The sequence below is a fragment of the Micromonospora ureilytica genome, from assembly GCF_015751765.1.
GTDB classification, from domain to species: Bacteria; Actinomycetota; Actinomycetes; order Mycobacteriales; family Micromonosporaceae; genus Micromonospora; species Micromonospora ureilytica.
In genome coordinates this window covers 5,595,848-5,618,536 of sequence record NZ_JADOTX010000001.1, presented here as the reverse complement: position 1 = coordinate 5,618,536, position 22,689 = coordinate 5,595,848, and the positions used below count along the sequence as shown (strand labels likewise).

Sequence of the window (22,689 nt, the reverse complement as noted above, 5' to 3'; positions counted from 1 at the left end):
GTTCACCTCACCGGTCTCCGCGCCGTCATCGGTCGCTGCGGTCGACGCCGCGCCCCGGTGACCCGGTGCGCTCGGTGATTCGTCGGCGACCCGCTAGCGTGGACAGTCGATCGGTGCACATAGGAGGCGCGGTGGCCCACGTCGAACTTTCGCTCTCGGAAGCGTTCGTGCCGGCGGCGCGGGCCTCGACAGAGCCGGAGTCCGACAACGTCGGCCAATGGTCGTCGACAGTCTCCCGAGCCGATGAGCCGTGTCTGCTGATCGACGCCGACACCCGGGTGGTGGCGATCTCCACGGCCGGCTGCGAGTTGCTCTGTCTCGGTGAGCCGGCCGGGCTGATCGGTCGACCGCTGCTCGACGGCGGGCTGCGTCTGCTCGACTTCACGGCCAACCGGGGCGAGCTGACCGAGGCCGAGATCGACAAGATCCCGCCCCTGCTGGCGCTCTCCTCCGGCCGACTCGCCCGTGGGCTACTCCGGGTGCAGGCCGCCTCGGCCGACAGCTCCGACGCGACAGTCGACGCGATCTCCACCCCGGTGCTCACCGACGGCACCGTCGCTGGCTCACTCACCTTCTTCTCCGAGGTCTGACCTGCGGCGGAGTGTGTCCTTCGCCGCACGCGGCGTTGCCGGGGTAGGCCCGCACGAAGGCCGTAGGGTGCCCTCATGCTCGACATCGCTCTACTGCCGGGGGAATACGCTGTGTGCCGGCTGGCCGCCGGCACCACCCTGCCGTACGCGCTGTCGAGCGGGCTGAGCGGCGCGGACGTGGTGACGGTGAGCTGGACCTCCGACGGGATCTCCGTGATCTGCCCAGCCGACCGGGCGCCGGCCCAGGCCGTGGTCGAGACGACGTGGCGCTGTCTACGGGTCACCGCCCCGGTGACGCTGGCCGGCACCGGCAGCCTGGCCGCGCTCGTCGACCCGCTCGCCGAGGCACGGGTCAGCGCCGTCACGTTCTCCACCTTCGACACCGACTATCTGCTGGTGCCGACCGTCCGGCTGACCGAGGGCACTGCCGCACTACAGCGCGCCGGGCACCGCGTCTCCGGCTGACCTTCACCCGATCAGCGGCTCGCCCTACGATGGGCACGGCCACCCCGGCCGCGACGAATTCTCCGATGTCCCGAGGATCGGCCCGTGCCGTTCACCCCACCCCACCCCGCGTCCACCTCTGCGCGGGCGACGGTCAACACCCCACCGGCAACTCCTGGCCGGGCGGCCGACCGCGTTCCCGTGCGTACCCTCGCCCGGGTCCTGCCGATGGCCGTCGCGGCGCTCGCCCTCGTCGTGCTGGTCAGCTGTGGCGCCCCACCCGGGCTCGGAGAGCCGACCGGCGTGCCCACCCACACCGCGACCCCGACGACGCCCGCCCCGAGCACCGCACCGGCGACCCCGCCGGCCACCGCGCCGCCTCTCCCTACTGTCACGCCCACCCCCGACGCCGGGTTGGTCGCGACGGCCTGCCGCAACGGGCCGACCGGCCAGCGGGTGCTGCGACTGTTGCGCGGCCGGGCCGGAGTGCTGCCGGCGAACGTCCGGGTCCAGGTCCGCACCGGGCCGCTCTGCGCCGGCGACTGGCAGTTCACAGTGCTGACGGTGACCGGGCACGAGGAACTCCAGGTGGTCACCCGGGGCGAGCCCAGCGCCCCGGTGCTGGTCACCGCCGGCACTGACGTCTGCACCATCGAGGTACGCGCCACCAGCCCGGCCGGGATCCGCGCCCTCGCCTGTGACGCCGGCCCGGCCAACGGACCGGGTGCGTAGGCTGATCGGCATGCCGGGAACACCGCCGACACGTTTCGTCTTCCTCGGGCCGGAGGGCACCTTCGCCGAGCAGGCCCTGCGCTCCATACCCGCCGCCGAGCGCGGCACCCGTACGCCCGCACGTAGCGTCGGGGAGGCGCTGGACAGCGTCCGCGCCGGCGACGCCGACGCCGCGCTGGTGCCACTGGAAAACTCGATCGGCGGCGCGGTGGGCGTCACGCTGGACGAGATGGCCGAGGGCGAGCCGCTGGTGATCACCCGAGAGGTGATCCTGTCGGTGGAGTTCGTGCTCGCCGCGCGGCCCGGCACCTCACTGACCTCGATCCGCACCGTGGCAGCCCACCCACAGGCGTCCACCCAGTGCCGGGGCTGGCTGCGCGACCACCTGCCCGACGCCGTGGTGGTCGACGTGCTCTCCAACGGCGCGGCTGCCGCCGGTGCCGGCACGGGCGAGTACGACGCGGCGATCTGCGCGCCGATCGGCGCCGCCCGGCACCGACTCACCACACTCGCCGACAAGATCGCCGACCACCCCGACGCGGTGACCCGGTTCGCGCTGGTGTCCCGCCCCGGGCCGCCACCGCCGCCGACCGGTGACGACCTCACCTCGCTCGCGGTCTACATCGCCCACGACCGGGTCGGCGCGCTGCTGTCCGTGCTGATGGAGTTGGCCGTCCGGGGGGTCAACCTGACCCGGATCGAGTCCCGTCCGACCGGCGAGGCGCTGGGCCGCTACGTCTTCTTCCTGGACTGCACCGGCCACGTGGTCGACGTACGCCTGGGCGAGGCGCTGCAGGGGCTCCGCCGGGTCTGCGCCGACGTCCGCTTCCTGGGCTCCTATCCCCGGCACCGGTGGGCCGAGGCGTCGCGCGAACGCCCGGTGCCCGCGCCGGCGGGCCTCTCCGACGTCGACTACGCCGACGCGGCGGCCTGGCTGACCCGACTGCGGACCGGTGAGTTGACCTGACCGGGGGCGGGGCGCCCCCGAAGATCAGGAGCGCCCCCACCGCCGCGGTCAGCTCAGCAGACCGCCGAGCAGACCGCCCTCCTGCTGCTGCTGGCCGCTGCCCAGGACCGGCGGCTCCTCGGACGGCTGCACCACCACGAAGCCCTGACCGGCGAAGCTCATGGTGAACGACTCACCGGTGCGACGGCCGAGCAGCGTGCCGAGGCCCATCTGCTCGGCTCGGTGGTAACCGGTCTGGAGGTTGGCCGACCAGCAGACCGCTGCCTGCGGGTCGACGTACGTCGGTGCGTCCACGTTGAGCACGACCGGGGTGCCCTTGGTGGTGATGGCGATGCGCCCGTAGCCGCTGAACACACAGTTGAAGAGGCCCGACGAGGACGCCATCCCGGCGCCGCCGACCATCCTGATGTCGTACTGGAGGGTGGAGTCGAAGGCGAGCACGCTGCTGCCGTTGATGGAGAGGGCGTCGCCCGGCTCCAGGTCGATGATGTGCACGTCCTTGGCCAGCTCGGCGAGGAAGACGTCACCCTGGCCGGAGACCTTCATCAGCGGGACACCCTCGCCGGTGAGCTTCTGCTTGAGGAACTTGCCGAGCCCGCCCGAGCCCAGCGCCTGGAACTGCACATTCCCCTGGTAGGCGACCATCGACCCGACCCGGGCCATCGCCTCGCCGTTGAGCTCGATCTTCAACATCTTGGAGTTCTGCAACCGCATGCCGGGCTGCGCGGACTCCTTCTCCAGATTCTCCGCGGAGAACAGCTCGCTGCGCATGAAAGGGCCTCCTGAATAGGGTCGCGTTCGCTGCACCGACGGTAGGCGACCACGGCAAGCAGCGCCCATCGACCGGGCAACGCGGCGCGGGCGGGCGGCGCGGGCGGGCGAGCGGGGGGCTCAGCCCCAGCCGAGGGCGTGCAACCGCGCGTCGTCGATGCCGAAGTGGTGGGCGATCTCGTGCACCACGGTCACCGCCACCTCGTCGATGACGTCCTCGTCGTTGTCGCAGATCCGCAGGATCGGACGGCGGTAGATGAAGATCCGGTCGGGCAGCACGCCGGAGTAGTCCCAGCCTCGCTGGGTCAGCGCATGCCCCTCGTAGAGGCCGAGCAGGTCGGCCTCTCCCGGTGGCGGGTCGTCCTCGACCAGGATCACCACGTTGTTCATCAGGCCGAGCAGTTCTTCGGGCACGTCGTCGAGGGCTTCGCCGACCAACTCCTCGAAGCGCTCACGGCTCATCTCCACCGGCACCTCGCCCATTGTGCCCGACGCGGGGGCACGCGGCCCGGTCCTGCTGCACGACCGTGGCCGTCAGCCCGCACATGCACGGAAGAAGCGACCACCCTGGACCGGGCGGAGGCTCCTTCCGTGGACGTACGGTGTGGGGTCGGCTCGCTCAGGCAGCCAGGCGGGCGCTGAGGGTGATCTCGGCACCCGGCGAGAGCAGGCGGGAGATCGGGCAGTTGGCCTTGGCGGCCTCGGCGAGCTTCTGGAACTCGGCGTCGTCGATCCCCGGGACCTGGCCGACGGTCTCCAGGTCGATCCGGGTCACGCTCATGCCGGCGTCGGTCTTGTCCAGGTGCACCTTGGCGGTGGTCTCGACCGAGGTGGCCGTCGAGCCCGCGTCGGCAAGCGCCTTGGAGAACGCCATCGAGAAGCAGCCGGCGTGCGCGGCGGCGATGAGCTCCTCGGGGTTGGTGCCCTCACCCTCCTCGAAGCGCGACTTGAAGGAGTAGTTGCCGGACAGGCCGCCCTTACCGGTGCGGACGGTGCCCGCGCCCTCGGTGAGATTGCCCTGCCACTGTGCTGAAGCGGTACGGATTGGCATGAGGCAAACGCTAGCGGAAAGGCGACCGTCGAGCGACAGACCGGCGCGCTCGCCGGCCCTGCGATCCCTGTCACCACCAGCTTGCTGTGCCATGATGCGACCCAGGTCCGTGACCGGCGGAAGGGTGGCCGATGTCCGAGGAGCTTCCAATCCCGCGGCAGGGCGACCGCTCCGAGGCCCCGGCGGTGATCGAGTGGGGTGCCGTCGACCCGGCTCCGCGGCGCCGGTTCGGTTGGTCCCTGGCCGACTTCGCGCAGGATCCTCGCCTGCCCCTGCTGCTCGCCGGTCTGGGCGCGGTGGCGGCGATCGCCTCACTCATTGGTGAGTGGCTGGTGATGAGCCTGCCGAACGGCGGGCCCGAGGGGAACACGACGATCAAGGTGCCCGCCGGGGTGTCCGAGGTCGGCGGTTTCGGGGTCGGCTACCTGATCGGGCTCCTCGCCCTGGTCTGCACCGTGGCGCTGGCGTTGCGCGGCACGGCGGCCGTGCGGCCGAACGCCCGGCTGGCCGGTCTCACCATGGCCGGCGCCCTGCTGGCACTTCTGGTCGCCGCCGCGGCCACCCTCAACGACGCCGGGCAACGAAACTTCCTCTACTCGTCCCAGGACGGCTTCCAGGCCGAGTACGGCCGTGGGCTGGTGATGGCGTTCGCCGCCTGTGTGCTGTTCGCGGCCGCCCTGCGGCTGACGCCCGCCGCACCCCCCGGCGCGCTCGCCGGGCCACCGGACGACGGCCGCCCCGCCGACGCGCCAGCACCGCGACCCTGGCGTCGCCGCCGAGACCACGACCCGATCGAGGACGGCCTACCGGCCCCAGCCGACCTGACGGTCACCCCCGCCGCCCCCTTCGCCCGCCCCGACCCCCAGCCCTAAACCCCCACCCCACCCCACCCCACCCTGCGGCGATCTTGCACTCACTGTCCCGACATAGGGCTCATAGCACGCAGAACGGCAACCGAAAGTGCAAGATCGCGGGGAGCGCGCGGGGGGCACGCGCGGGGGGCACGCGCGGGGGCATGCGCGGGGACGCGCGGGGGACATCTCGCGGGTGCTCGGGGTTGGCGTCCGATTCGCCTGGAAGCCATGGTTGGGGCCCGTTTCGCGAGGTACGGTTGCTGCCCGCCGTCACGCCGGGCTTCGGTTTCCTTGGCCAGGGCAGGTGCGACGGCGGCGGGCGAAGGAGGAGCGATGACCCGCCCGGGACTGCCCAAGTTGATCGCGACCGACCTCGACGGGACGCTGGTCCGCAGCGATGACACCGTCTCCGCGTACACCCATGGGGTGCTCGACCGGGTGCGCGCCGCCGGGATTCCGGTGGTCGGCGCGACTGGACGCGGCCCTCGCCTGACCGAGTTGACCCGCAACGACATCCGCGCCGCCGACTTCCTGGTGATGGCCGGCGGTGGGTGGGTGGTCGACCAGAGCGACCCGAGCGGCCCGGTGGTGCTCCGCGAGGAGCGGCTGCCCGCCGAGGTGCTGGCCCGGCTGCTCGCCGATCTGGAGGCCGAGGTCGGCCCGCTGACCGTGATGGTCGAGGCGTCCGACGAGCACGACGCCCCGCTGTGGGGCGACTACCACGAGAGCTGGCCCTACCAGGACCGCTTCGAGGCGCGTACTCGCGACGAGTGCCTCGCCTGCGACGTGATCAAGGCCTTTGCGCGGACCGCCGACCACCACGTGGACGAGCTGCTGGCGGTGGCCCGCCGGGTCGTCTCGCCGCAGGTCGCCACGCTCACCCAGGCCGGGCTCGGCTTCGTCGAGATCTGCCCGCCCGGCGTGGACAAGGCGACCGGGCTGACCGTGGTGGCGCAGACCCTCGGGGTCGACCCGGCCGATGTGCTGGTCTTCGGTGACATGCCCAACGACCTGCCGATGTTCGAGTGGGCCGGCTGGTCGCGGGTGGCCGTGGCCAACGCGCACCCCGCTCTGCGCGCCGTCGCCGACGAGGTGACCTTGCGCAACGACGACGACGGGGTGGCGGTGTATCTCGACCGGCTACTGTCCCGGTAATGGGAGACACGCCCCGCCTCATCGCCACCGACATCGACGGCACGCTGATCCGCGACGACCACAGCGTCAGCCCCCGCACCGCCGACCTGCTCGCGCGGATCTCCGCGCGAGGCACGCCGGTCGTCCTGGTCACCGGCCGTCCGGTCCGCTGGCTCAAGATGGTGTACGACCAGCTCGCCCGGCCGCTGCCGGCGGTCTGCGCGAACGGCGCCGTGGTCTACGACCCGTTCGAGGACGAGGTGGTACGCGCCGACCCGCTCGCGCCGCACCACCTGGCCGAGGTGGCCCGGCGGCTTCGGGCCGAGGTGCCCGGGATCAGCTTCGCCGTGGAGATCCTGGACAGCCGGGAGATGCGGCACGAGGTGCACTACCCACTGCGCTGGGACGCCGACGCCAACGGCATCAGGCCGATCGAGACGCCGGAGGAGTTGCTCTCGGTCCCGGCGGTGAAGCTCCTCGCCCGAGCCGGCGAGCAGGACCCGGACGCCTTTGCCGAGCTGATCGCCACGGCGGTGGCGGGGTTGGCCGAGGCCACACACTCGTCGTCCTCGGGGCTGGTGGAGATCTCCGCGGCGGGGGTGACCAAGGCGGCGGGTCTGGCTTGGTACTGCGACCAGCTCGGGGTGGCCGCGGAGGACGTGCTGGCCTTCGGCGACATGCCCAACGACGTGCCGATGCTGACCTGGGCCGGGCGTGGCGTGGCGGTGGCCAACGCACACCGCGCCGTCCTGGCGGTCGCCGACGACGTGACGACGGCGAACACCGAGGACGGCGTGGCGGCGTACCTGGAAAAGATCTTCGGGGTGGACTGAGGTCAGAGGTACTGACCGGTGTTGTGCCCCTCGCCGCCGCCCGGCTGGCCGACGCCCGGCATCCCGGGGACGACCCCGCCGGGGCCGCTGGGCAGCGCCTGCCGGCCGCCGCGCATCTGCTCCAGCTGCACCCGGGCGGCCATCTGCTGGGCCACCAGGGCCGCCTGGATGCCGTGGAACAGACCCTCCAGCCAGCCGACGAGCTGGGCGTGGGCGATCCGCAGCTCGCCCTCGCTGGGGGCCTTGTCCTCGGCGAAGGGCAGCGAGATGCGCTCCAGCTCGTCGCGCAGCTCGGGGGCGAGGCCCTCCTTGAGTTCGACGATCGACCGCTCGTGGATCTCCCGCATCCGGTTGCGGCTGGCGTCGTCGAGAGGTGCGGCCTTCACCTCCTCCAGCAACTGCTTGATCATGCTGCCGATCCGCATCACCTTGGCCGGCTGTTCGACCAGGCGGGTCGGGTCCTCGCCCTGGCCTTCGTCGGTCTGCATCGTGCCGATCGGCCGGCCGTCCGGGCCGACCACCACAACGGTGCCGGAGTGGCCGGACTCGTCGGGGCCGGGCTCGTCGTTCTGTCCAGCGGAGCGCGCTTCGGTCATGGGGTCCATCTTTACCCAGCGGACGCGAGCCCTGCCGCCCGGGACCGACTCCCGGGGCCGAACCACCCGGGCGGGGCGCGCTACCGTCGCGCCATGCCTGCCGACCCGCGCGCCGTGCTGACCCGGCCCGCACCGGAGCCCGACCGGACCGTGGCGTACGGGGAGCACCCGGATCAGGTGGCCGATCTGCGTCTCCCGGCGGGAACCGGGCCGGCCAGGCCGCTGGTCGTCGTGTTGCACGGCGGTTTCTGGCGGGCCGAGTACGACCGGCGGCACACCGGCCCACTTGCCGCAGCCCTCGCCGCTGCTGGCTACCCGGTGGCGCAGCTGGAGTACCGGCGGACGGGGCAGCCTGGCGGTGGCTGGCCGGGCACCCTGACCGACGTACTGACCGGGGTGGCCGAGCTGCCCGTGCTGGCGGCCGAGGCGTTGCCCGGCCGGGTGAGCCTGGGGGCGCCGATCCTGGTCGGGCACTCCGCCGGCGGCCATTTGGCGCTGTACGCGGCGGCCACCGCCCCGGCGACGGTGCGTGGGGTGCTCGCCCTGGCCCCGGTGGCCGACCTGGGCGAGGCGTACCGGCGAGATCTGGACTCGGGCGCGGTCGCGGCGCTGCTCGGCGGCGGCCCGGGGGAGGTCCCGGACCGGTACGCGGCTGCGGATCCACGGATGTTGGTACCGATACGGACACGGACAGTAATTGTGCACGGCTCGGACGATCATCAGGTTCCGGCGGAGATGAGCAGGGATTTCGTCACAGAGGCGCGTGTCGCAGGTTCCGATATTTCCCTTGTCGAACTGCCTGGATGCGAGCATTTCGGGCTGATCGACCCGGAGTCCGTCGCGTGGCCTCAGGTCCTTGCCGTGTTGCGGTCCCTGCACGATGATCACTAGCCATTGACGCAGCGTCGCGGACCAGGTAGAACGCCGGAGGGGCGGTGTTCGGCCCTGTAACACTCCTTGGAAGGAACTCGGTGTCGCAGATGAATCGCAGGCGGGCGCTCCAACTGTTGGCCGCGCTCGGTACCACCGGGTTCGTCGCCGGGTGTGGCTCAGACAGTGACGCCGAACCGACCGCCGACCGCAACCCGGTCAAGATCGGTTTAATCACGCCGCAGGCCGGTGGTTTCAAGAGCATCGGCGACGACATCACCAACGGCTTCCAGCTCTTCCTCGACCTGCACGACCAGCGGTTGGGCGGCCACCCGGTGGAGCTGCTGACCGCCGACGAGGGCGACACCGCGAAGACGGGCAAGGCTGCCGTCGACGGCCTGCTCAAGCAGGGCGTGTTGGCGCTCACCGGCGTGGTCAACTCGGCGGTGATGGTCGGCATCCGGGACACCGTGGAGCAGGCCCGGGTCCCACTGATCGGCTCCAACGCCTCACCGAGCAGCCTGCAGAGCGTCTTCTACATCTGGCGGACCTCGTACGTGCTCGACGAGGCCGGCCGGGCGCTGGGCCGCTACCTGCGCGACCAGCTGCCGGCGAACGGCCGCATCGCGATCATCATGCCGGAGAACGTCGGCAGCCCGGACGTGGTCCGCGGCTTCCGGCAGGAGTTCGGCGCGAACGACCCCCGGATTCGCGACGAGGTGACCTACACCAACGCCACCTCCAGCCCCGGCAAGACGACGTACTCCTCGGACATCACCCGGGCGCTGGCCAAGAAGCCCACGGCGGTCTTCTGCTTCTTCGCCGGGGCGGCCGCCGTGGAGTTCATCAAGCAGCTGCGCGAGAAGTTCGCCGGGCCGATCTACGCGCCGGGCTTCCTCACCGAGGGCACCGTGCTGGAGAACCTGAAGGACAACGCGCTGGGCATCCAGACCGCGCTGAACTACTCGGCCGACCTGAACAACACGTCGAACCGGGTCTTCGCCTCGGCGTACCGCAAGAAGTACCAGGTCACCCCCACCACGTACGCGATGGCGTCGTACGACGCGGCGCAGGTGCTCGACCAGGCCATCCAGCTGACCGGCGGGAAGCCCTCGCCGCAGCAGGTCAACCTGGCCCTGGGCAAGCTCGGCCAGATCGACAGCCCGCGCGGCATCTGGCAGTTCAACCAGCCGCGTACCCCGCAGCAGAAGTGGTACCTGCGCGAAGTGCAGCGCGACGGTCAGGTCATGTCGAACGTGCTGATCAACGAGCTGGCCACGCTGGGCTGACCGCCCACCCGAAGCACGGTTCGGGGCCGGTCTCCCAGTGGGAGGCCGGCCCCGAGACGTTCGCCTGTCAGTGCCGCAGCTCGGCGATGCAGCACTTCACGCTGCCGCCACCCTTCTTCAGCTCGGCCAGCTCGACGGGGACCGGGGTGTACCCGACCGCCTTGAGCTTGCCGGCCAAACGGGTGGCCTCGCTGTTGAGCACCACGTTCGCGCCGTCGCTGACCAGGTTGATCCCGAAGGCCAACGCGTCCTCGTCGTCGGCGATCACCGCGTCCGGGAAGAGTTGGGTGAGCACCCGCTGACTGGCCGCCGAGAATGCCCCCGGGAAGTAGACGATGTTCGCGTCGTCGATGGCCGCGAGCGCCACGTCCAGGTGGTAGAAGCGGGGGTCGATCAGGCGCAGCGACACCACCGGTCGGCCCAACGCCTCCTGCGCCTCCGCGTGCGCCGGGATCTCGGTGCGGAAGCCGTGCCCGGCCAGGATGAGCCCACCGTGCGCCTCCGGCACGTACGCGAAGTCGCCCTCACCCTCGTTGGTCTCGCCGGGTGCGATGAACCGCCAACCCTGCGCCTCGTAGAAGGCGTGGTGGGCGGCGGCCTCGGCGGTCCGCTGCTCGTGCTTGAACCGGGCGCCGTAGACGCTGCCGTCCACCACGAAGCCACCGTTGGCGGCGTAGACCATGTCGGGCAGCCCCTGCTCGGGGGTGAGCAGGTGCACCTCGTGGCCAAGGCCGACCAGGGTTTCGCGCAGCCGGTCCCACTGCTTGACGGCCAGGTCGCGGTCGACCGGGGTGGTCACGTCCATCCACGGGTTGATCGCGTACTCGACCGTGAAGTACTCCGGCGAGCACATGAGATATGTCCGCTTTCGCGGGAAACGCTGCTGGTCCACGGTCACCAAGAGTAGGTACCGTAGAACTTTGAAAACAGCCACAAGCGTTGCTTCCCAGAGGCGGAACGTTGCAGATAGACGCGGTAGACCAGCGGATCATTGCGTTACTCGTCGCGGACGCCCGCGCGTCCTACGCCGACATCGGCGCTCGGGTGTCACTCTCCGCCCCAGCGGTCAAGCGTCGCGTCGACCGGCTGCGCGCCACCGGCGTGATCAGGGGATTCACGGCCGTCGTTGATCCGGCCGCGGTCGGCTGGACGACGGAGGCCTTCGTCGAGCTGTTCTGCGCCGGCCGGACCACCCCGGCGCAGATCGGCGTGGCCGCCCGCCGACACCCCGAGGTGGTCGGCGCGTACACCGTCTCCGGGGAGGCGGACGCACTCGTGCACCTGCGCGCCGCCGACATCGCCCATCTGGAGGCGGCGCTGGAGCGGTTGCGTGCCGAGTCGTTCGTGACCTCCACCCGCAGCACGATCGTGCTCTCCCGGCTGGTCGAATCGCCAGGCGTCGGCCCGTCCGCTGGCACCTCTTGACCTCAACTCGGGTTGAGGAGATGGACTGACCCCGAATGGGCGGACGGCCCACCGAGGCGGAGGGGACTGTCATGCGGGCGATCTGGTTGCGGGAGTTCGGCGGACCCGAGGTGCTGGTACCCGGCCACGCACCCGACCCGGTGCCCGGCCCCGGCCAGGTGCTGATCGACGTCGCACACGCGAACATCACCTTCATCGAGACGCAACTGCGCGCCGGCCGCCCCGGCCCGTTCCGCCTCACCCCACCGCTGATCCCCGGCAACGGAGTCGGCGGGGTGATCACGGCAGTCGGGTCCGACGTCGACCCGGCGTTGACCGGGCGACGGGTGGTCAGCGCCACCGGAGGTTCCGGCGGTTACGCCGAACGCGCGGCCGTGGACGCGTCCGCGCCGATCGCGGTGCCGGCCGGGTTGGCGCTGGACGCGGCGGTCGCGCTGCTGGCCGACGGACGGACCGCCACCATGCTGATCGAGGCCGTCGGCGTCCGCCCAGGCGACCGGGTGCTGGTGGAAGCCGCGGCCGGCGGTGTGGGCAGCCTGTTGGTGCAGCTCGCGGCCCGGGCCGGTGCCCGGGTGGTCGGCGCGGCCGGTGGGCGACGCAAGGTGGACCTGCTACCCGGCCTGGGCGCCGAGGTGGCCGTCGACTACCTGGTGCACGGGTGGGCCGAGCAGGTCCGCGCCACGGTGGGCGGTGTCGACGTGGTGCTCGACGGGGTCGGCGGTCCGGTGGCCCGGGCCGCCTTCGACCTGCTCCCCCCGGGCGGCCGGATGGTCAGCTTCGGGTTGGCGAGCGGCGAGTGGTCCCCGGTGTCGGCGGAGGCCGCCACGGCACGGCAGGTCACAGTGATCCGCCCGGACGTGCCACCCGCCCGGCTGCGGGCGTACACCGAACAGGCCCTGGCGGACGCGGCGGCCGGCCGCCTCCGACCGCTCATCGGCCAACGTTTCCCGCTGGAACGCGCCGCCGACGCGCACGCCGCCATCGAGGCGCGCGCGACGGTCGGCAAGACCCTGCTGGACGTGGCCTGACCGAGTCTCAGAGGTACATGCCGGTGCGGTGCTCCGACTCGTCGCGTCGAACCGGCTTGTCACCCTCACCGAAGAACCGCTTGCCACCGAACTCGCCGTGCAGACGGTCGTCCAACTCGTCGGCGAGACCGGTCATCACCTGCACCGCCAGCATCAGATGAGTCGCCTGGAAGTTGCGGCCGAACACCGGGATGGACGCCCAGACCGTGTCGTCGGCGCAGTAGAGGCGGCCGATCGGCATCCGGTTGGTCAGTTCGGAGAGCTTGACGTAGAGCCGCTCGGTCGGCTCCACCTCGGTGAGCACCGGGGAGAAGACGTCCACCAGGGGTGGGTTGTCCCGCACCCGCACGAAGACCATCGCCGAGCCGGCGCGGATGGTGATGTCGCCGTCCGAGTCGATCTGCAACCGGTCGGTGTCCGACTTCAACATCGTGGAGACCACGGTACGGACCCGGTCGGCCAGGTCGAGCACGTCTTCCCGCTCGACCTGCGAGGCGGCCGCCTCAGCCAACGCTTCCTCCAGGTCCGCCTCGACGTCGGCGTCCGGACCGAACTCGCTGCGCGCGGTGCCCACCGGGCCCAGGGGCAGCGGTTCGCCCTCGGCGTCGTGCACCAGATAGACGAGGAAGGCCGGGTGCGGAGCGCCGTAGACGTCGCGCAGCGTGCGGGAGAGCAGCGTGGCGACCTGGGCCGACTCGGCCGTCGTGGCGTTCAGTCCGAAGGAACCGCCGGAGCCGGCGACCACCCCGGGCGGGGACCAGCCGAGCGCGACCATGTCCGCCACCGCCCCCCGATCCAGTCGGTAGCCCGCCGGAAGCATGGCGTTGCCGACCGCGCGGGCGGACAACACGTGGTCCGGGTCCACGTCGACGCTTATCGAATAGACGGCGTCCCCGGTGCCGGAGGCGGTGGGGTCCAGGGTCACGTCGAGATGCGCGCCGACGGGAAGCTCCCGCAGCCGTACGGCAAGCGCGCGGGCGAACTCCCGCCACGCCTCGGTCACCTTCGCCCGCAGGTCGGTGGTGCTGGGCTCGTCGAGCAGGATCGATTCCGCCGGCTCAGTCGAAGCGCCGGGCAGCTCACCGTGCGGCGCCGAGGGGTGGTCAGCCGTCATGATCGCCTCCGTCCGTCACGATCACCCTACCCAGGCCGCCCGAGCGTCGAATCAGCCCGGACCGGGATCGGACAGCGGCGGTCAGGGGGCCGCCGGGTCCGCGGGGTCGGCATTCAGCGCGAGCGGCCAACTGCCCGCCAGCGCGCCGAGCCGGGCCGCGACGTCCGCCGGCTCCGCGCCCCGGCCAACTGCCAACCCCAGGAGGTACGCGGTGACCGGCGCACCCGGACGCAGCACCTGGTGAGCGACGTCTCGGGCCAGATCCAGCACCGCAGGCACCGGCACCCCGGCCGGGTCCAGATCCAACTCGGCGCACACCGCCGTGACCCAGTCGTCCATCACCGTCATCGCGCCCACTCCTCCGCCCGGCGTACGTCCTCGTCAGTGTCGCAGTCGAACCACGGCGGCGGGCCCTCGCCGGACCAGGCCACCTCCCGCACGACGAGACCGGCCAGTAGCGCCCGGACCGGGGCGCCGGACAGACTGCCGCCCCGCTCGACCGTCAGCCGGTCCAGGGCCGTCCGCAGCGCGGCGACCCGCCAGACACCGCAGAGCGACTGCCGCCGCCCGTTCCCGTCCACGAAGCACGCCCCGTCGGGCCTCCGCTCGCCACCGAGGCCACCGTGGGCCGGGACGAGGCCGTCCTGGGCCGGCGGCACCGGAGCTGGGCCGCCGTGGGCCGGCGGCACCGGAGCTGGGCCGCCGTGGGCCGGCGGCACCGGAGCTGGGCCGCCGTGGGCCGGCGGCACCGGGGCAAGGCCGCCGTGGGCCGGCGGCACCGGGGCAAGGCCGCCGTGGGCCGGCGGCACCGGAGCTGGGCCGCCGTGGGCCGGCGGCACCGGGGCAAGGCCGCCGTGGGCCGGCGGCACCGGGGCAAGGCCGCCGTGGGCCGGCGGCACCGGAGCTGGGCCGCCGTGGGCCGGTTCGGCGTCGGGGGTCTCCCGGTCGAGGTGGTTCAGCAGATCGCCGATCGCGGCCCGGGTGAGCAGCGGCAGGTCGGCGGCGAGCAGCGCGACCACGGCGGTGTCGGGACCCAGCAACGCCAGGCCGGCGGCCGCAGCGGCGACCGGGCCCCCACCGGGCGGATCCTCCCGGACGACCAGCACACCCGCCGGCACGGCGTCGGCCGCACCGACCAGCACCCGCGGAGTCGCGTCGGTGACGGCGGCCAGCACCCGGTCACGCATCGGCCGACCACCGACCGGACGCGCGGGCTTGTCGACCCCGCCCATCCGTCGGGCGGCTCCACCCGCGAGCACCACAACGGCGTACGCCCCCATCCGCCCACCGTAGCCGCGCCAACACCCGGCCGTACCGGCGCGCCCGGCCAGACCCAACCCCTCACACCCCCTCACACCCCCTCACCCCGGTGATCATGGAGTTATCGCACGACACGCCGACGACACGCACGGCTAACTTCATGATCAACGGGGTGAGGGGGTGTGAGGGGTTGGGGCGAGGGTGGGGGTTTGGGGGTGCTGGGTGGAGGATGGCGGGATGGGACGGGCAACTGATCGACGGGGCGTACTCCGGATCGACCTGGACGCGGCGACCGCCGGGCGGGGGTCGGTCCGCCGACCGGACACGCTCGCCGTGGAGGAGCCGCTGGAGATCCGGGTCGGCGCGGCCGGTCCCGGCAAACGTCGGCCGCTTGCCGTCACCATGCGCACCCCCGGCGACGACCTGGACCTGGCCATCGGGTTCCTGCTGACGGAGGGGCTGATCCGGTCGACCGACGACGTGTTGACCGCGCAGCTCTGCGCCGGCGCGGAGACACCGAACACGTACAACGTGGTGGACGTGGTGCTCGCCCCCGGCGTGCCGGAACCGACCACCGACCCGTCCCGGAACTTCTACACGACCAGCTCCTGTGGGGTCTGCGGCAAGGCCAGCATCGACGCGGTACGCACCCGGTCGCTGTTCCCGGTCGCGGAGGATCCACTCACCGTGCCGGCCGCGCTGCTCACCGAACTGCCCGACCGGTTGCGCGCCGCCCAGCGCGGCTTCGACCGGACCGGCGGGCTGCACGCGGCGGGGCTGTTCACCCCCGACGGTGAGCTGGTGGTGCTCCGGGAGGACGTGGGCCGGCACAACGCCGTGGACAAGGTGATCGGCTGGGCCGTGCGGGAACGCCGGCTGCCGCTCACCGGGCATCTGCTGCTGGTCTCCGGTCGGGCCAGCTTCGAGCTGACCCAGAAGGCGTGGATGGCGGGGTTGCCGCTGCTGGCCGCAGTGTCCGCCCCGAGCACCCTCGCCGCCGAACTGGCCGACGAGGCGGGGATGACGCTCGTTGGCTTCCTGCGCGGGCGGACCATGAACGTCTACACCGGGCCGCACCGCATCACCGTGGAGCAACCGGCCTGACGGGGCGGCCCGTCAGCGACCGATCCGGTCGATCAGGTCGAACAGGGCCAGCCGTGCGGCGGCGTCGCGGGCGATCAGGAAACCGGCGATGCCGAGGATCCAGCCCAACGCGCTGCCCGCCTTCGTGACGATCCAGGTGTTCAGGCGGGCCAGCACCGGCTCGACCAGTCGCGGGCGGACCACCCTGGCACCCAGCAACACCACCGCCGGCAGCACCATGACCAGGCAGTACCCGGCGAGCAGCAACACCACGCTTGCCGCTCCCACCCCCGAGGTGGCCAACAGACCCACCGCACCGAGGTACGGGAGCATGGTCGCCACCTCGGCGAGCGCCGCGAGCAGCGCGAGCCCGACCAACCAGCGGGCCGAGGAGTCTCCGGCGGTGGCCCGGTCCCGCCAGCGCAAAACACCACCGGTACGGGGACGCCGCTTGCCGTCGTAGCGGAAGCTGAGCACCAGCATTCCCACGCCCAGGACGAGTTGCGCCCAGAGGACACCTCGGTTGTCCAGGGCGCCACCCAGCGCGTTGCCCAGCGTGCTGCCGCCCCAGACCAGCAACAGCCCCACCGCGAGATAGAACACCGCGATGGTGGCGAGGTAGCCCAGGATCCGCCGGACGTTGACCGGCCCGGGGGCGAGCAGCAGCCAGACCGGGATGAAGAGGGTGCCGATGCTGGTGCTGTCGATCAACGCCAGCCCGGCCAGCGACAGCAGCAACTCGGGGGTCATGTCATGCCTACGCGGTGAACGGCCACGAGATCATTCTCCGGCGGCGGTGGCCCTGCCGCGTCGGCCGTGAACAGGAGCAACGCGTACATCCTTCGACGGATGGTGTCGCCCGCGGGACCCGCCCCGGGCGGTCGGGTCGACCGCGGCGGGTAACAACGTCAGTTGACCAGAACGATCCGGCCGGGTGCGTGGCGCGCCTCGCTCAACTCGTGTGCGGCAGCAGCCTCGGTCAGCGGGAACGTGGCCGCGACGGGAATGTGCAGCCGACCGGATTCGGCAAGGCGCACCGCGATGTCGAGGCCGTGTACCGCGAGCACGTCGGCACCGGACCCCACTGCCTTGCCAGTCCGATCCGCAGGTGCGCCGTGCGACAGGTGCACGCCGTGGGCGGCGGCGGCGAAGTCGGCGATCGTCACCACGCGTGCCGCAGCTCCGGCGATGGTGATCAGGTCGGGCAGTGCTCCTCCGGCGCAGTCGAACACCGCGTCGACCCCGCCCGGCGCCAGCCTGCGGACCCGGTCGGGCAGCCCGGGGCCGTACGTCGTCGGCACCGTGCCGAGCGAACGCAGGAAGTCATGATTGCGTTCACTCGCCGTGCCGATGACGACGGCGCCACGGGCGGCTGCGACCTGAACGGCGACGCTGCCGACCGCGCCAGCCGCGCCGTTCACCAGCACGGTGTGCCCCGCTGCGACCCCGAGCCGATCGAGAACGCGGGTGGTCGTCTCGACGCTGCCGGCAGCGCCGCCCGCTTCCTCCCAGCTCCAGGCGGCGGGTTTGGCGGCCCACGCGCTCAGCACCACGTGGTCGGCGTTGGCGCCTCGCGTTACCGACGAGGCCATGCCGAACACCTGATCGCCGAGGGTGACGTCGGTAACGCCGTCACCAACCTCGTCGACCACGCCAGCCGCCTCGAAGCCGGTCCGGTACGGGAACGTCACGGGCACCATGTCGGCCAGCTTGCCGGAGCGAATGAGCACCTCCCCCGTCGAGATCCCGGAGGCTCGGACGGCGATGCGGACCTCACCCGGCCCGGCGTGGGGGGCCACGACCTCGGCGACGTGCACGACGCTGGGCGGCCCGAATGCGGCGAATACGACAGCTCTCATGGGCCGAACCGTAACGGAGCACCCCGTCCGGTTAGCTAAAGTGAGACCGGTGACGGTCGAAGTGAGACAAGCCCAGCGGTCCGATGCGCGCGACAACCGGGAACGCATCCTGGCCGTCGCTCGCCTGGCGTTCGCGACCAACGGCCTCGACGTGCCGATCCGGGAGATCGCACGGCGGGCACAGGTGGGCGCAGCCACGATCTACCGGCACTTCCCCACCAAGGACGCGCTGCTCGCCGAGGCATTCGCGGAACAGATGACCATCTGCTCGGCGATAGTCGAGGAGGGCCTCGCCCAGCCCGACGCCTGGCTGGGCTTCCGCCTGGTGGTGGAGAAGCTCATGGAGACGCACGCCCACGATCGAGGCTTCGCCCGCGCCTTCATCAGTCAGCTTCCCCAGGAGGCCGGCTTCACCGCCGATCGCACCCGAACACTGCGCATGCTGGCCGAACTCGTCGACCGCGCGCGAGCCACAGGAGAACTTCGGGACGACTTCGTTCTGGAGGACCTGATCCTGGCGCTGATGGCCAACGAAGGCATCCGAGCCGAGTCACCCGCCAGCCGCCTGGCAGGGGCCCGTCGTTTCGCGGCATTCATGATCCAGTCATTCCAGACAAGTCCGACGCTGGCACCACTGCCACCAGCCGTCCGCCTACCGCTCTCGACACCCTGATCAACGCTCAGGCCAGGTCGAGGATGCTCCACCTGGCGGGTAGGACCTTCGCCGCCTCCTTGGGTTGCACTGTCGCGTAGTGCGCCTCATGGGTGAGTGCCGCGCTCGCGGCATGGCCGAACGAGATGTCCCCGTCCACAGCTCGGGCAAGCTTGCCGGTGTCTCGCACGTCCCCGGCGGCCAGCGGCAGCAGACGGATCATCGGTGCAGTCATCATCAGGGCCAGGAGGGCGGCATCGATCTCGTCGGCCACGCTCGCGAACGCGACCGCCAGGCAGGCCGCGGGGATGGCCACCTGCCGACCCTCGTCGGCGACCTCCAGCATCAACTCCCCCACCGATACGTTGCCCTCGAGGTAGGCCGTCAACGCCGACGCGTCGAACACGACAGCGATCTGATCGCTCATCCGGCACGCCCCAACATCCGGCGCCCCTCGGCCAGAGCGTCCGCCGGAATGGGTGTCGCCAACCGCTCGCGCCACCGCGCCCTGCCCGCCTCGGTCACCTCGATGCCGGCGCGCCGGAGCACCTCGTCGAGGTGCGTGCCGTCCATCTGGGCCCGCACCGCCGCAGTGATGGCGGCCGAGACGTTGGGCTGCTGGTCGAGCCACTCCGCGACGTCGTCGGGGAGGCTCACGGAGCGCTTCACGGTCACGTCCGTCAGCCTATCAATTCCGGTAGCACCCTCGGTATTACCACGCGGAACGCGGGACCGGTCAGCGGCGGCCACGTCGGCTCCGTTTGCGGGGGCGGATGACCCCGGGCATCCCGACCGACGGCCAGCCGTCCAGCTCGGCCGGGGGCACGCCACGCCGGAGCAGGTCGTCCAGCAACAGGGCGAGCGAGTAGTCGGGGTGCAGGCTGAGCGTGCGTTCGAGCGCGACCGCCGCCAACGCGCCCTGACCGGCGCGCCAGGCGGCGAACGCCAGCAACGCACCGGGAGCGGCGGTCGCCTCCGGCTCGGCCCGGCGCAGCACGTCGGTCCAGAGGGCGATGTCCCGGTCCCGACCGTCGGTGCGTTCCCAGGCGTGATCGCGGACCGGCAGGTGGGTCATCAGCACTGTCAGCCAGGCCATTTCGTCGTCGTCGAGCCGTTCACCACGCCGCTGCCGGCGCTGGGCCTCGCGGACCGCCACCACCCCGGCGGAGCGCAGCGCCCGAGCGCCGAGCCTGTCGCTCTCGGGCGCCTGCTCGATCAACTCGGCCAGTCTCAGCTCAGCGCGGGCGGTGGCCGCGCGGGCCGATTCCCGGGCCGGGCCGTCCACCGGTGCCACCTGCGCCACCAGGGCGGCCCGGTCGGGGAGTGCGACCTGGCCGGCGAAGACCGCCGAGGCGGTCACCCGGTTGGCGGTCGGGTCGTAGCGGCGACCCTCGGGCGGGCAGCAGTCGGGCTCGGTGCAGAGATAGGACCACCAGCGGCCGTCGGTCACCCGCAGCGCGTCGAGCACGTGCAGGCCGAACTCGCCAAGCGCGTCGCGTACCGCGTCCACGGCCGGAGTGACCCGTTCCGGTTGCCCGTAGCCCACCACCGTGGCGGCCTCCGCGCCCTGCCGGCGGATCACACCGGCCAGGTGCCCGGCCAGCCCGCCCGGATCGCTCGGATCGGGCAGGTCCGCGCGGGCGGCGAAGATGATCTGTCGGCCGACCAGCGCCACGGCGACCACGCTGTCGGTGGGGTGGAACCCGAGCAGGTACGGCACCGCGGCGATCAGGTCGGCGGGTGAGCGGACGGCGAGCTGAGGGCGTTCGATCGAGGTCATGTCGGAAGCCTGCGGCGGGCCTACCGGGCCCTGCTACCCCTGTGGACGACACGCGGCTTATCCACAGTTACTGTGCGTGTTTTCCCTGCTCATGCCACACCTACGAGTGCGGAAAGAGCGCCGATGTCGTCGGGCGACACCTGGCTGTCGTAAGGAGCGGTTACCGTGCGCGAATGGACCTGGCGTACCTGCGCGCGCATCCGGCACACCTTCCGACCTTCCGGACCCATCAGCGGCTCCGGGAGACACCGGTCGCCGGTGGAAACATCTGCGCCGCCGCCCGGCTCACCCTCGACGACGGCCACTCCGTCTTCGCCAAGTCCTGGCCGGAGGCCGCCGACCGACCGGCGCCGGAGGGCTTCTTCGCCGCCGAGGCCGCCGGCCTGCGCTGGCTGCGGGAGGCAGGCGCTGTCGCCGTACCCGAGGTGATCGTGGTGTTGCCGGATCTGCTGGCGCTCGACTGGGTGGAGCCCGGCGAGCCGACGCCGGAGGCCGCGGAGCGCTTCGGCCGGGAGTTGGCCGGGCTGCACCGGGCTGGCGCGACCACCTTCGGTGCGACCTGGCCCGGTTTCATCGGCTCGCTTCCACAGGACAACACCCCCACCGGCGGGCGCTGGTCGACGTGGTTCGCCGAACGGCGTCTCGTCCCCTACCTGCGACGTTCGGTCGACGGTGGCGCGTTGACAAGTGCCGATTTCGCAGTGGTCGAGCAGGTGATCGATCACCTCGACGGGCTCGGTGGCGACGAGCCGCCCGCGCGCATCCACGGCGACCTGTGGCCGGGCAACGTGCTGTGGGGGGCCGACGACCGGGCCTGGCTCGTCGACCCGGCGGCGCACGGTGGCCACCGTGAAACAGATCTCGCCCAGCTCGCCCTCTTCGGCGGCGTCCCCCACCTGGATCGGGTGCTGGCCGCCTACCAGGAGAGTTGGCCGCTGTCTGACGGCTGGCGTGAGCGCGTGCCGTTGCATCAGCTGCACCTTCTGCTCGTGCACACCGCACTCTTCGGCGCCAGCTTCCGAGATATGGTCGTCCAGACCGCCCGCGCCGTCCTGAGCCGGGCCGAGCGCGCTACGGTCGACAGGTGAGCGTCGCCCCGGGGACCGACGGCGTCCTCGTCGACCGGTACGGCCGCGTCGCTCGGGACCTGCGCGTGTCCCTCACTGACAAGTGCAACCTGCGCTGCACCTACTGCATGCCGGCGGAAGGTCTGCCCTGGCTGGCCGGCCCCGAGCTGCTGACCGACGAGGAGATCGTCCGGTTGGTCCGGGTGGCTGTCGAGCTGCTCGGCGTGACCGAGGTGCGGTTCACCGGCGGTGAGCCGCTGATCCGCAGCGGGCTGGTCGACATCGTGACGGCGGTCGCCGCCCTCCAACCCCGCCCCCGGGTCTCGCTGACCACCAATGGCATCGGCCTGGACCGGCTGGCCCCGGCGTTGCGGACGGCCGGCCTGGATCGGGTGAACGTCTCACTGGACACCTTGGACCCGGCCCGGTTCACCGAGCTCACCCGCCGCCCCCGCCTCGACGCGGTGCTGGCCGGGCTCGCCGGGGCGGCGGCCGCCGGGCTCAGCCCCGTGAAGATCAACTCAGTGTTGATGCGTGGTGTCAACGAGGACGAGGCGCCGGCGCTGCTCCGCTTCGCCCTCGATCACGACTACCAGCTGCGGATCATCGAGCAGATGCCGCTGGACGCCCAGCACGGTTGGGCCCGCGACACCATGGTCACCGCCAAGGAGATCCTGGCGTCCCTGCGTACCGTGTTCGATCTCAGCCCCGACCCGGCCGAGCGCGGCGCGGCACCGGCGGAGACCTGGCTGGTCGACGGAGGCCCGGCCCGGGTCGGTGTGATCGCCAGCGTCACCCGCCCCTTCTGCGGGGACTGCGACCGCACCCGGCTGACCGCCGACGGCCAGGTCCGCGCCTGCCTCTTCGCCACCGAGGAATCCGATCTACGCGCCGCGCTCCGCAGTGGCGTGGACGACGACGAGTTGGCCCGGCGCTGGCGTACCGCGATGTGGGGCAAGCGCGCCGGGCACGGCATCGACGACCCCACCTTCCTCCAGCCGACCCGCCCGATGTCCGCGATCGGAGGTTGAGCATGGAGGGGACACCGCTGACCGTCCGCTACTTCGCGGGCGCCCGTGCCGCCGCCGGCCGCGCCGAGGAGGCCCTCCCCGGAGGGCGGTCCCTCGACGACCTCACGGCCGAGCTGACCCAGCGCCACGGCGACCGGCTCGCCGGGGTGCTGCGGGTCGCGAGTTTCCTCGTGGACGGCGTCACCTGTCATGATCGTCAGGCACCCCTACCGGCCGGGGCCACGATCGATGTCCTGCCCCCGTTCGCGGGCGGCTGAGG

At 72.0% G+C, this 22,689-nt stretch carries 29 protein-coding genes; 16 read left to right on the top strand and 13 right to left on the bottom strand.

Features of this window, described 5'->3' with window-relative positions; all coding sequences use genetic code 11:
- The first annotated feature begins 131 nt into the window (after positions 1 to 131).
- The 4 genes from IW248_RS25685 (at position 132) to pheA (ending at position 2,733) form a co-directional block, all read left to right on the top strand.
- Positions 132 to 590 carry a hypothetical protein gene (locus IW248_RS25685; RefSeq protein ID WP_124821450.1) on the top strand — a complete coding sequence of 153 codons (459 nt, stop codon included), beginning with the start codon at positions 132 to 134 and terminating at the stop codon, positions 588 to 590.
- A 75-nt stretch (positions 591 to 665) separates the two neighbouring features.
- Positions 666 to 1,055 (top strand): ACT domain-containing protein, encoded by a 390-nt coding sequence (locus tag IW248_RS25680; RefSeq protein ID WP_124821451.1) that lies wholly within the window; start codon positions 666 to 668, stop codon positions 1,053 to 1,055.
- A gap of 207 nt (positions 1,056 to 1,262) precedes the next feature.
- Positions 1,263 to 1,766, top strand: coding sequence for a hypothetical protein (locus tag IW248_RS25675; RefSeq protein ID WP_443673281.1), 504 nt, complete (start codon positions 1,263 to 1,265; stop codon positions 1,764 to 1,766).
- 10 nt (positions 1,767 to 1,776) lie between these two features.
- A complete protein-coding gene (pheA, locus tag IW248_RS25670; protein WP_124821452.1) occupies positions 1,777 to 2,733 on the top strand; it encodes a prephenate dehydratase in 957 nt (318 codons plus the stop codon).
- A 48-nt stretch (positions 2,734 to 2,781) separates the two neighbouring features.
- Here the strand turns inward: pheA and IW248_RS25665 are convergent, their stop codons facing one another.
- The 3 genes from IW248_RS25665 to IW248_RS25655 all read right to left on the bottom strand — a co-directional run bounded on the left by IW248_RS25665 (position 2,782) and on the right by IW248_RS25655 (position 4,555).
- Positions 2,782 to 3,504: an AIM24 family protein gene (locus IW248_RS25665; protein WP_124821453.1), complete on the bottom strand. Its 723-nt coding sequence runs from the start codon at positions 3,502 to 3,504 to the stop codon at positions 2,782 to 2,784.
- A gap of 120 nt (positions 3,505 to 3,624) precedes the next feature.
- Positions 3,625 to 3,972: a metallopeptidase family protein gene (locus tag IW248_RS25660; RefSeq protein WP_196930361.1), complete on the bottom strand. Its 348-nt coding sequence runs from the start codon at positions 3,970 to 3,972 to the stop codon at positions 3,625 to 3,627.
- Between the two features lie 151 nt (positions 3,973 to 4,123).
- Positions 4,124 to 4,555: an OsmC family protein gene (locus tag IW248_RS25655; protein WP_124770552.1), complete on the bottom strand. Its 432-nt coding sequence runs from the start codon at positions 4,553 to 4,555 to the stop codon at positions 4,124 to 4,126.
- 131 nt (positions 4,556 to 4,686) lie between these two features.
- Here IW248_RS25655 and IW248_RS25650 point away from each other — a divergent pair, with 131 nt between their 5' ends.
- The 3 genes from IW248_RS25650 to IW248_RS25640 all read left to right on the top strand — a co-directional run bounded on the left by IW248_RS25650 (position 4,687) and on the right by IW248_RS25640 (position 7,376).
- A complete protein-coding gene (locus tag IW248_RS25650; protein WP_196929001.1) occupies positions 4,687 to 5,427 on the top strand; it encodes a hypothetical protein in 741 nt (246 codons plus the stop codon).
- A gap of 315 nt (positions 5,428 to 5,742) precedes the next feature.
- Positions 5,743 to 6,564: an HAD family hydrolase gene (locus IW248_RS25645; protein ID WP_196929000.1), complete on the top strand. Its 822-nt coding sequence runs from the start codon at positions 5,743 to 5,745 to the stop codon at positions 6,562 to 6,564.
- Positions 6,564 to 7,376: an HAD family hydrolase gene (locus IW248_RS25640; RefSeq protein ID WP_196928999.1), complete on the top strand. Its 813-nt coding sequence runs from the start codon at positions 6,564 to 6,566 to the stop codon at positions 7,374 to 7,376. The genes IW248_RS25645 and IW248_RS25640 overlap by 1 nt, the downstream gene beginning before the upstream one ends.
- Positions 7,377 to 7,378: 2 nt before the next feature.
- On the opposite strand, the gene IW248_RS25635 is transcribed toward IW248_RS25640, so the two are convergent.
- On the bottom strand, positions 7,379 to 7,981 hold the full coding sequence (locus tag IW248_RS25635; protein ID WP_196928998.1) for a bacterial proteasome activator family protein: 603 nt from the start codon (positions 7,979 to 7,981) through the stop codon (positions 7,379 to 7,381).
- Positions 7,982 to 8,065: 84 nt separating this feature from the next.
- Between IW248_RS25635 and IW248_RS25630 the strand changes: the two genes are divergently transcribed.
- Entirely contained in the window at positions 8,066 to 8,863 is a 798-nt protein-coding gene (locus tag IW248_RS25630; RefSeq protein WP_196928997.1) for an alpha/beta hydrolase family protein, read from the top strand.
- An 80-nt stretch (positions 8,864 to 8,943) separates the two neighbouring features.
- Positions 8,944 to 10,131 carry an ABC transporter substrate-binding protein gene (locus IW248_RS25625; RefSeq protein ID WP_196928996.1) on the top strand — a complete coding sequence of 396 codons (1,188 nt, stop codon included), beginning with the start codon at positions 8,944 to 8,946 and terminating at the stop codon, positions 10,129 to 10,131.
- A gap of 67 nt (positions 10,132 to 10,198) precedes the next feature.
- Here IW248_RS25625 and ddaH read toward each other — a convergent pair whose 3' ends face one another.
- Positions 10,199 to 11,032 carry a dimethylargininase gene (gene ddaH, locus IW248_RS25620; protein WP_196928995.1) on the bottom strand — a complete coding sequence of 278 codons (834 nt, stop codon included), beginning with the start codon at positions 11,030 to 11,032 and terminating at the stop codon, positions 10,199 to 10,201.
- A 59-nt stretch (positions 11,033 to 11,091) separates the two neighbouring features.
- Here ddaH and IW248_RS25615 point away from each other — a divergent pair, with 59 nt between their 5' ends.
- Both IW248_RS25615 and IW248_RS25610 read left to right on the top strand, forming a co-directional pair.
- A complete protein-coding gene (locus IW248_RS25615) occupies positions 11,092 to 11,556 on the top strand; it encodes an Lrp/AsnC family transcriptional regulator (RefSeq protein WP_030331732.1) in 465 nt (154 codons plus the stop codon).
- Between the two features lie 71 nt (positions 11,557 to 11,627).
- Entirely contained in the window at positions 11,628 to 12,584 is a 957-nt protein-coding gene (locus IW248_RS25610; protein ID WP_196928994.1) for a zinc-binding dehydrogenase, read from the top strand.
- Between the two features lie 7 nt (positions 12,585 to 12,591).
- Here the strand turns inward: IW248_RS25610 and IW248_RS25605 are convergent, their stop codons facing one another.
- The 3 genes from IW248_RS25605 to IW248_RS33255 all read right to left on the bottom strand — a co-directional run bounded on the left by IW248_RS25605 (position 12,592) and on the right by IW248_RS33255 (position 14,978).
- Positions 12,592 to 13,698: a T3SS (YopN, CesT) and YbjN peptide-binding chaperone 1 gene (locus IW248_RS25605; RefSeq protein WP_124823503.1), complete on the bottom strand. Its 1,107-nt coding sequence runs from the start codon at positions 13,696 to 13,698 to the stop codon at positions 12,592 to 12,594.
- A gap of 81 nt (positions 13,699 to 13,779) precedes the next feature.
- A complete protein-coding gene (locus IW248_RS25600; protein ID WP_196928993.1) occupies positions 13,780 to 14,046 on the bottom strand; it encodes a DUF6457 domain-containing protein in 267 nt (88 codons plus the stop codon).
- Entirely contained in the window at positions 14,043 to 14,978 is a 936-nt protein-coding gene (locus IW248_RS33255) for an NTP transferase domain-containing protein (protein ID WP_231396438.1), read from the bottom strand. Before IW248_RS33255 ends, IW248_RS25600 begins: the two co-directional genes overlap by 4 nt.
- Positions 14,979 to 15,195: 217 nt before the next feature.
- On the opposite strand from IW248_RS33255, the gene fdhD reads away from it, so the two are divergent.
- Positions 15,196 to 16,062 (top strand): formate dehydrogenase accessory sulfurtransferase FdhD, encoded by an 867-nt coding sequence (gene fdhD, locus IW248_RS25585; RefSeq protein ID WP_196928992.1) that lies wholly within the window; start codon positions 15,196 to 15,198, stop codon positions 16,060 to 16,062.
- Positions 16,063 to 16,074: 12 nt separating this feature from the next.
- On the opposite strand, the gene IW248_RS25580 is transcribed toward fdhD, so the two are convergent.
- Together IW248_RS25580 and IW248_RS25575 are read right to left on the bottom strand one after the other, a co-directional pair.
- Positions 16,075 to 16,791: a GAP family protein gene (locus IW248_RS25580; protein WP_196928991.1), complete on the bottom strand. Its 717-nt coding sequence runs from the start codon at positions 16,789 to 16,791 to the stop codon at positions 16,075 to 16,077.
- Between the two features lie 158 nt (positions 16,792 to 16,949).
- Positions 16,950 to 17,900, bottom strand: a complete 951-nt coding sequence (locus IW248_RS25575; protein WP_196928990.1) for an NADP-dependent oxidoreductase — start codon at positions 17,898 to 17,900, stop codon at positions 16,950 to 16,952.
- Between the two features lie 49 nt (positions 17,901 to 17,949).
- Here IW248_RS25575 and IW248_RS25570 point away from each other — a divergent pair, with 49 nt between their 5' ends.
- Positions 17,950 to 18,573 (top strand): TetR/AcrR family transcriptional regulator, encoded by a 624-nt coding sequence (locus IW248_RS25570; RefSeq protein WP_307788229.1) that lies wholly within the window; start codon positions 17,950 to 17,952, stop codon positions 18,571 to 18,573.
- Positions 18,574 to 18,580: 7 nt separating this feature from the next.
- Here the strand turns inward: IW248_RS25570 and IW248_RS25565 are convergent, their stop codons facing one another.
- The 3 genes from IW248_RS25565 to IW248_RS25555 form a co-directional block, all read right to left on the bottom strand.
- Positions 18,581 to 18,979, bottom strand: coding sequence for a hypothetical protein (locus IW248_RS25565; protein ID WP_196928988.1), 399 nt, complete (start codon positions 18,977 to 18,979; stop codon positions 18,581 to 18,583).
- Positions 18,976 to 19,227: a hypothetical protein gene (locus tag IW248_RS25560; RefSeq protein WP_196928987.1), complete on the bottom strand. Its 252-nt coding sequence runs from the start codon at positions 19,225 to 19,227 to the stop codon at positions 18,976 to 18,978. Before IW248_RS25560 ends, IW248_RS25565 begins: the two co-directional genes overlap by 4 nt.
- Positions 19,228 to 19,288: 61 nt before the next feature.
- Positions 19,289 to 20,332: a DUF4192 domain-containing protein gene (locus tag IW248_RS25555; protein WP_196928986.1), complete on the bottom strand. Its 1,044-nt coding sequence runs from the start codon at positions 20,330 to 20,332 to the stop codon at positions 19,289 to 19,291.
- Between the two features lie 173 nt (positions 20,333 to 20,505).
- Here IW248_RS25555 and IW248_RS25550 point away from each other — a divergent pair, with 173 nt between their 5' ends.
- The 3 genes from IW248_RS25550 to IW248_RS25540 are packed head-to-tail and all read left to right on the top strand — an operon-like array spanning position 20,506 to position 22,687.
- Entirely contained in the window at positions 20,506 to 21,420 is a 915-nt protein-coding gene (locus IW248_RS25550; RefSeq protein WP_196928985.1) for a fructosamine kinase family protein, read from the top strand.
- Positions 21,417 to 22,430 carry a GTP 3',8-cyclase MoaA gene (gene moaA, locus IW248_RS25545; RefSeq protein WP_196928984.1) on the top strand — a complete coding sequence of 338 codons (1,014 nt, stop codon included), beginning with the start codon at positions 21,417 to 21,419 and terminating at the stop codon, positions 22,428 to 22,430. The genes IW248_RS25550 and moaA overlap by 4 nt, the downstream gene beginning before the upstream one ends.
- Positions 22,431 to 22,432: 2 nt before the next feature.
- Entirely contained in the window at positions 22,433 to 22,687 is a 255-nt protein-coding gene (locus tag IW248_RS25540) for a MoaD/ThiS family protein (protein WP_196928983.1), read from the top strand.
- The last annotated feature ends 2 nt before the right edge of the window (positions 22,688 to 22,689 follow it).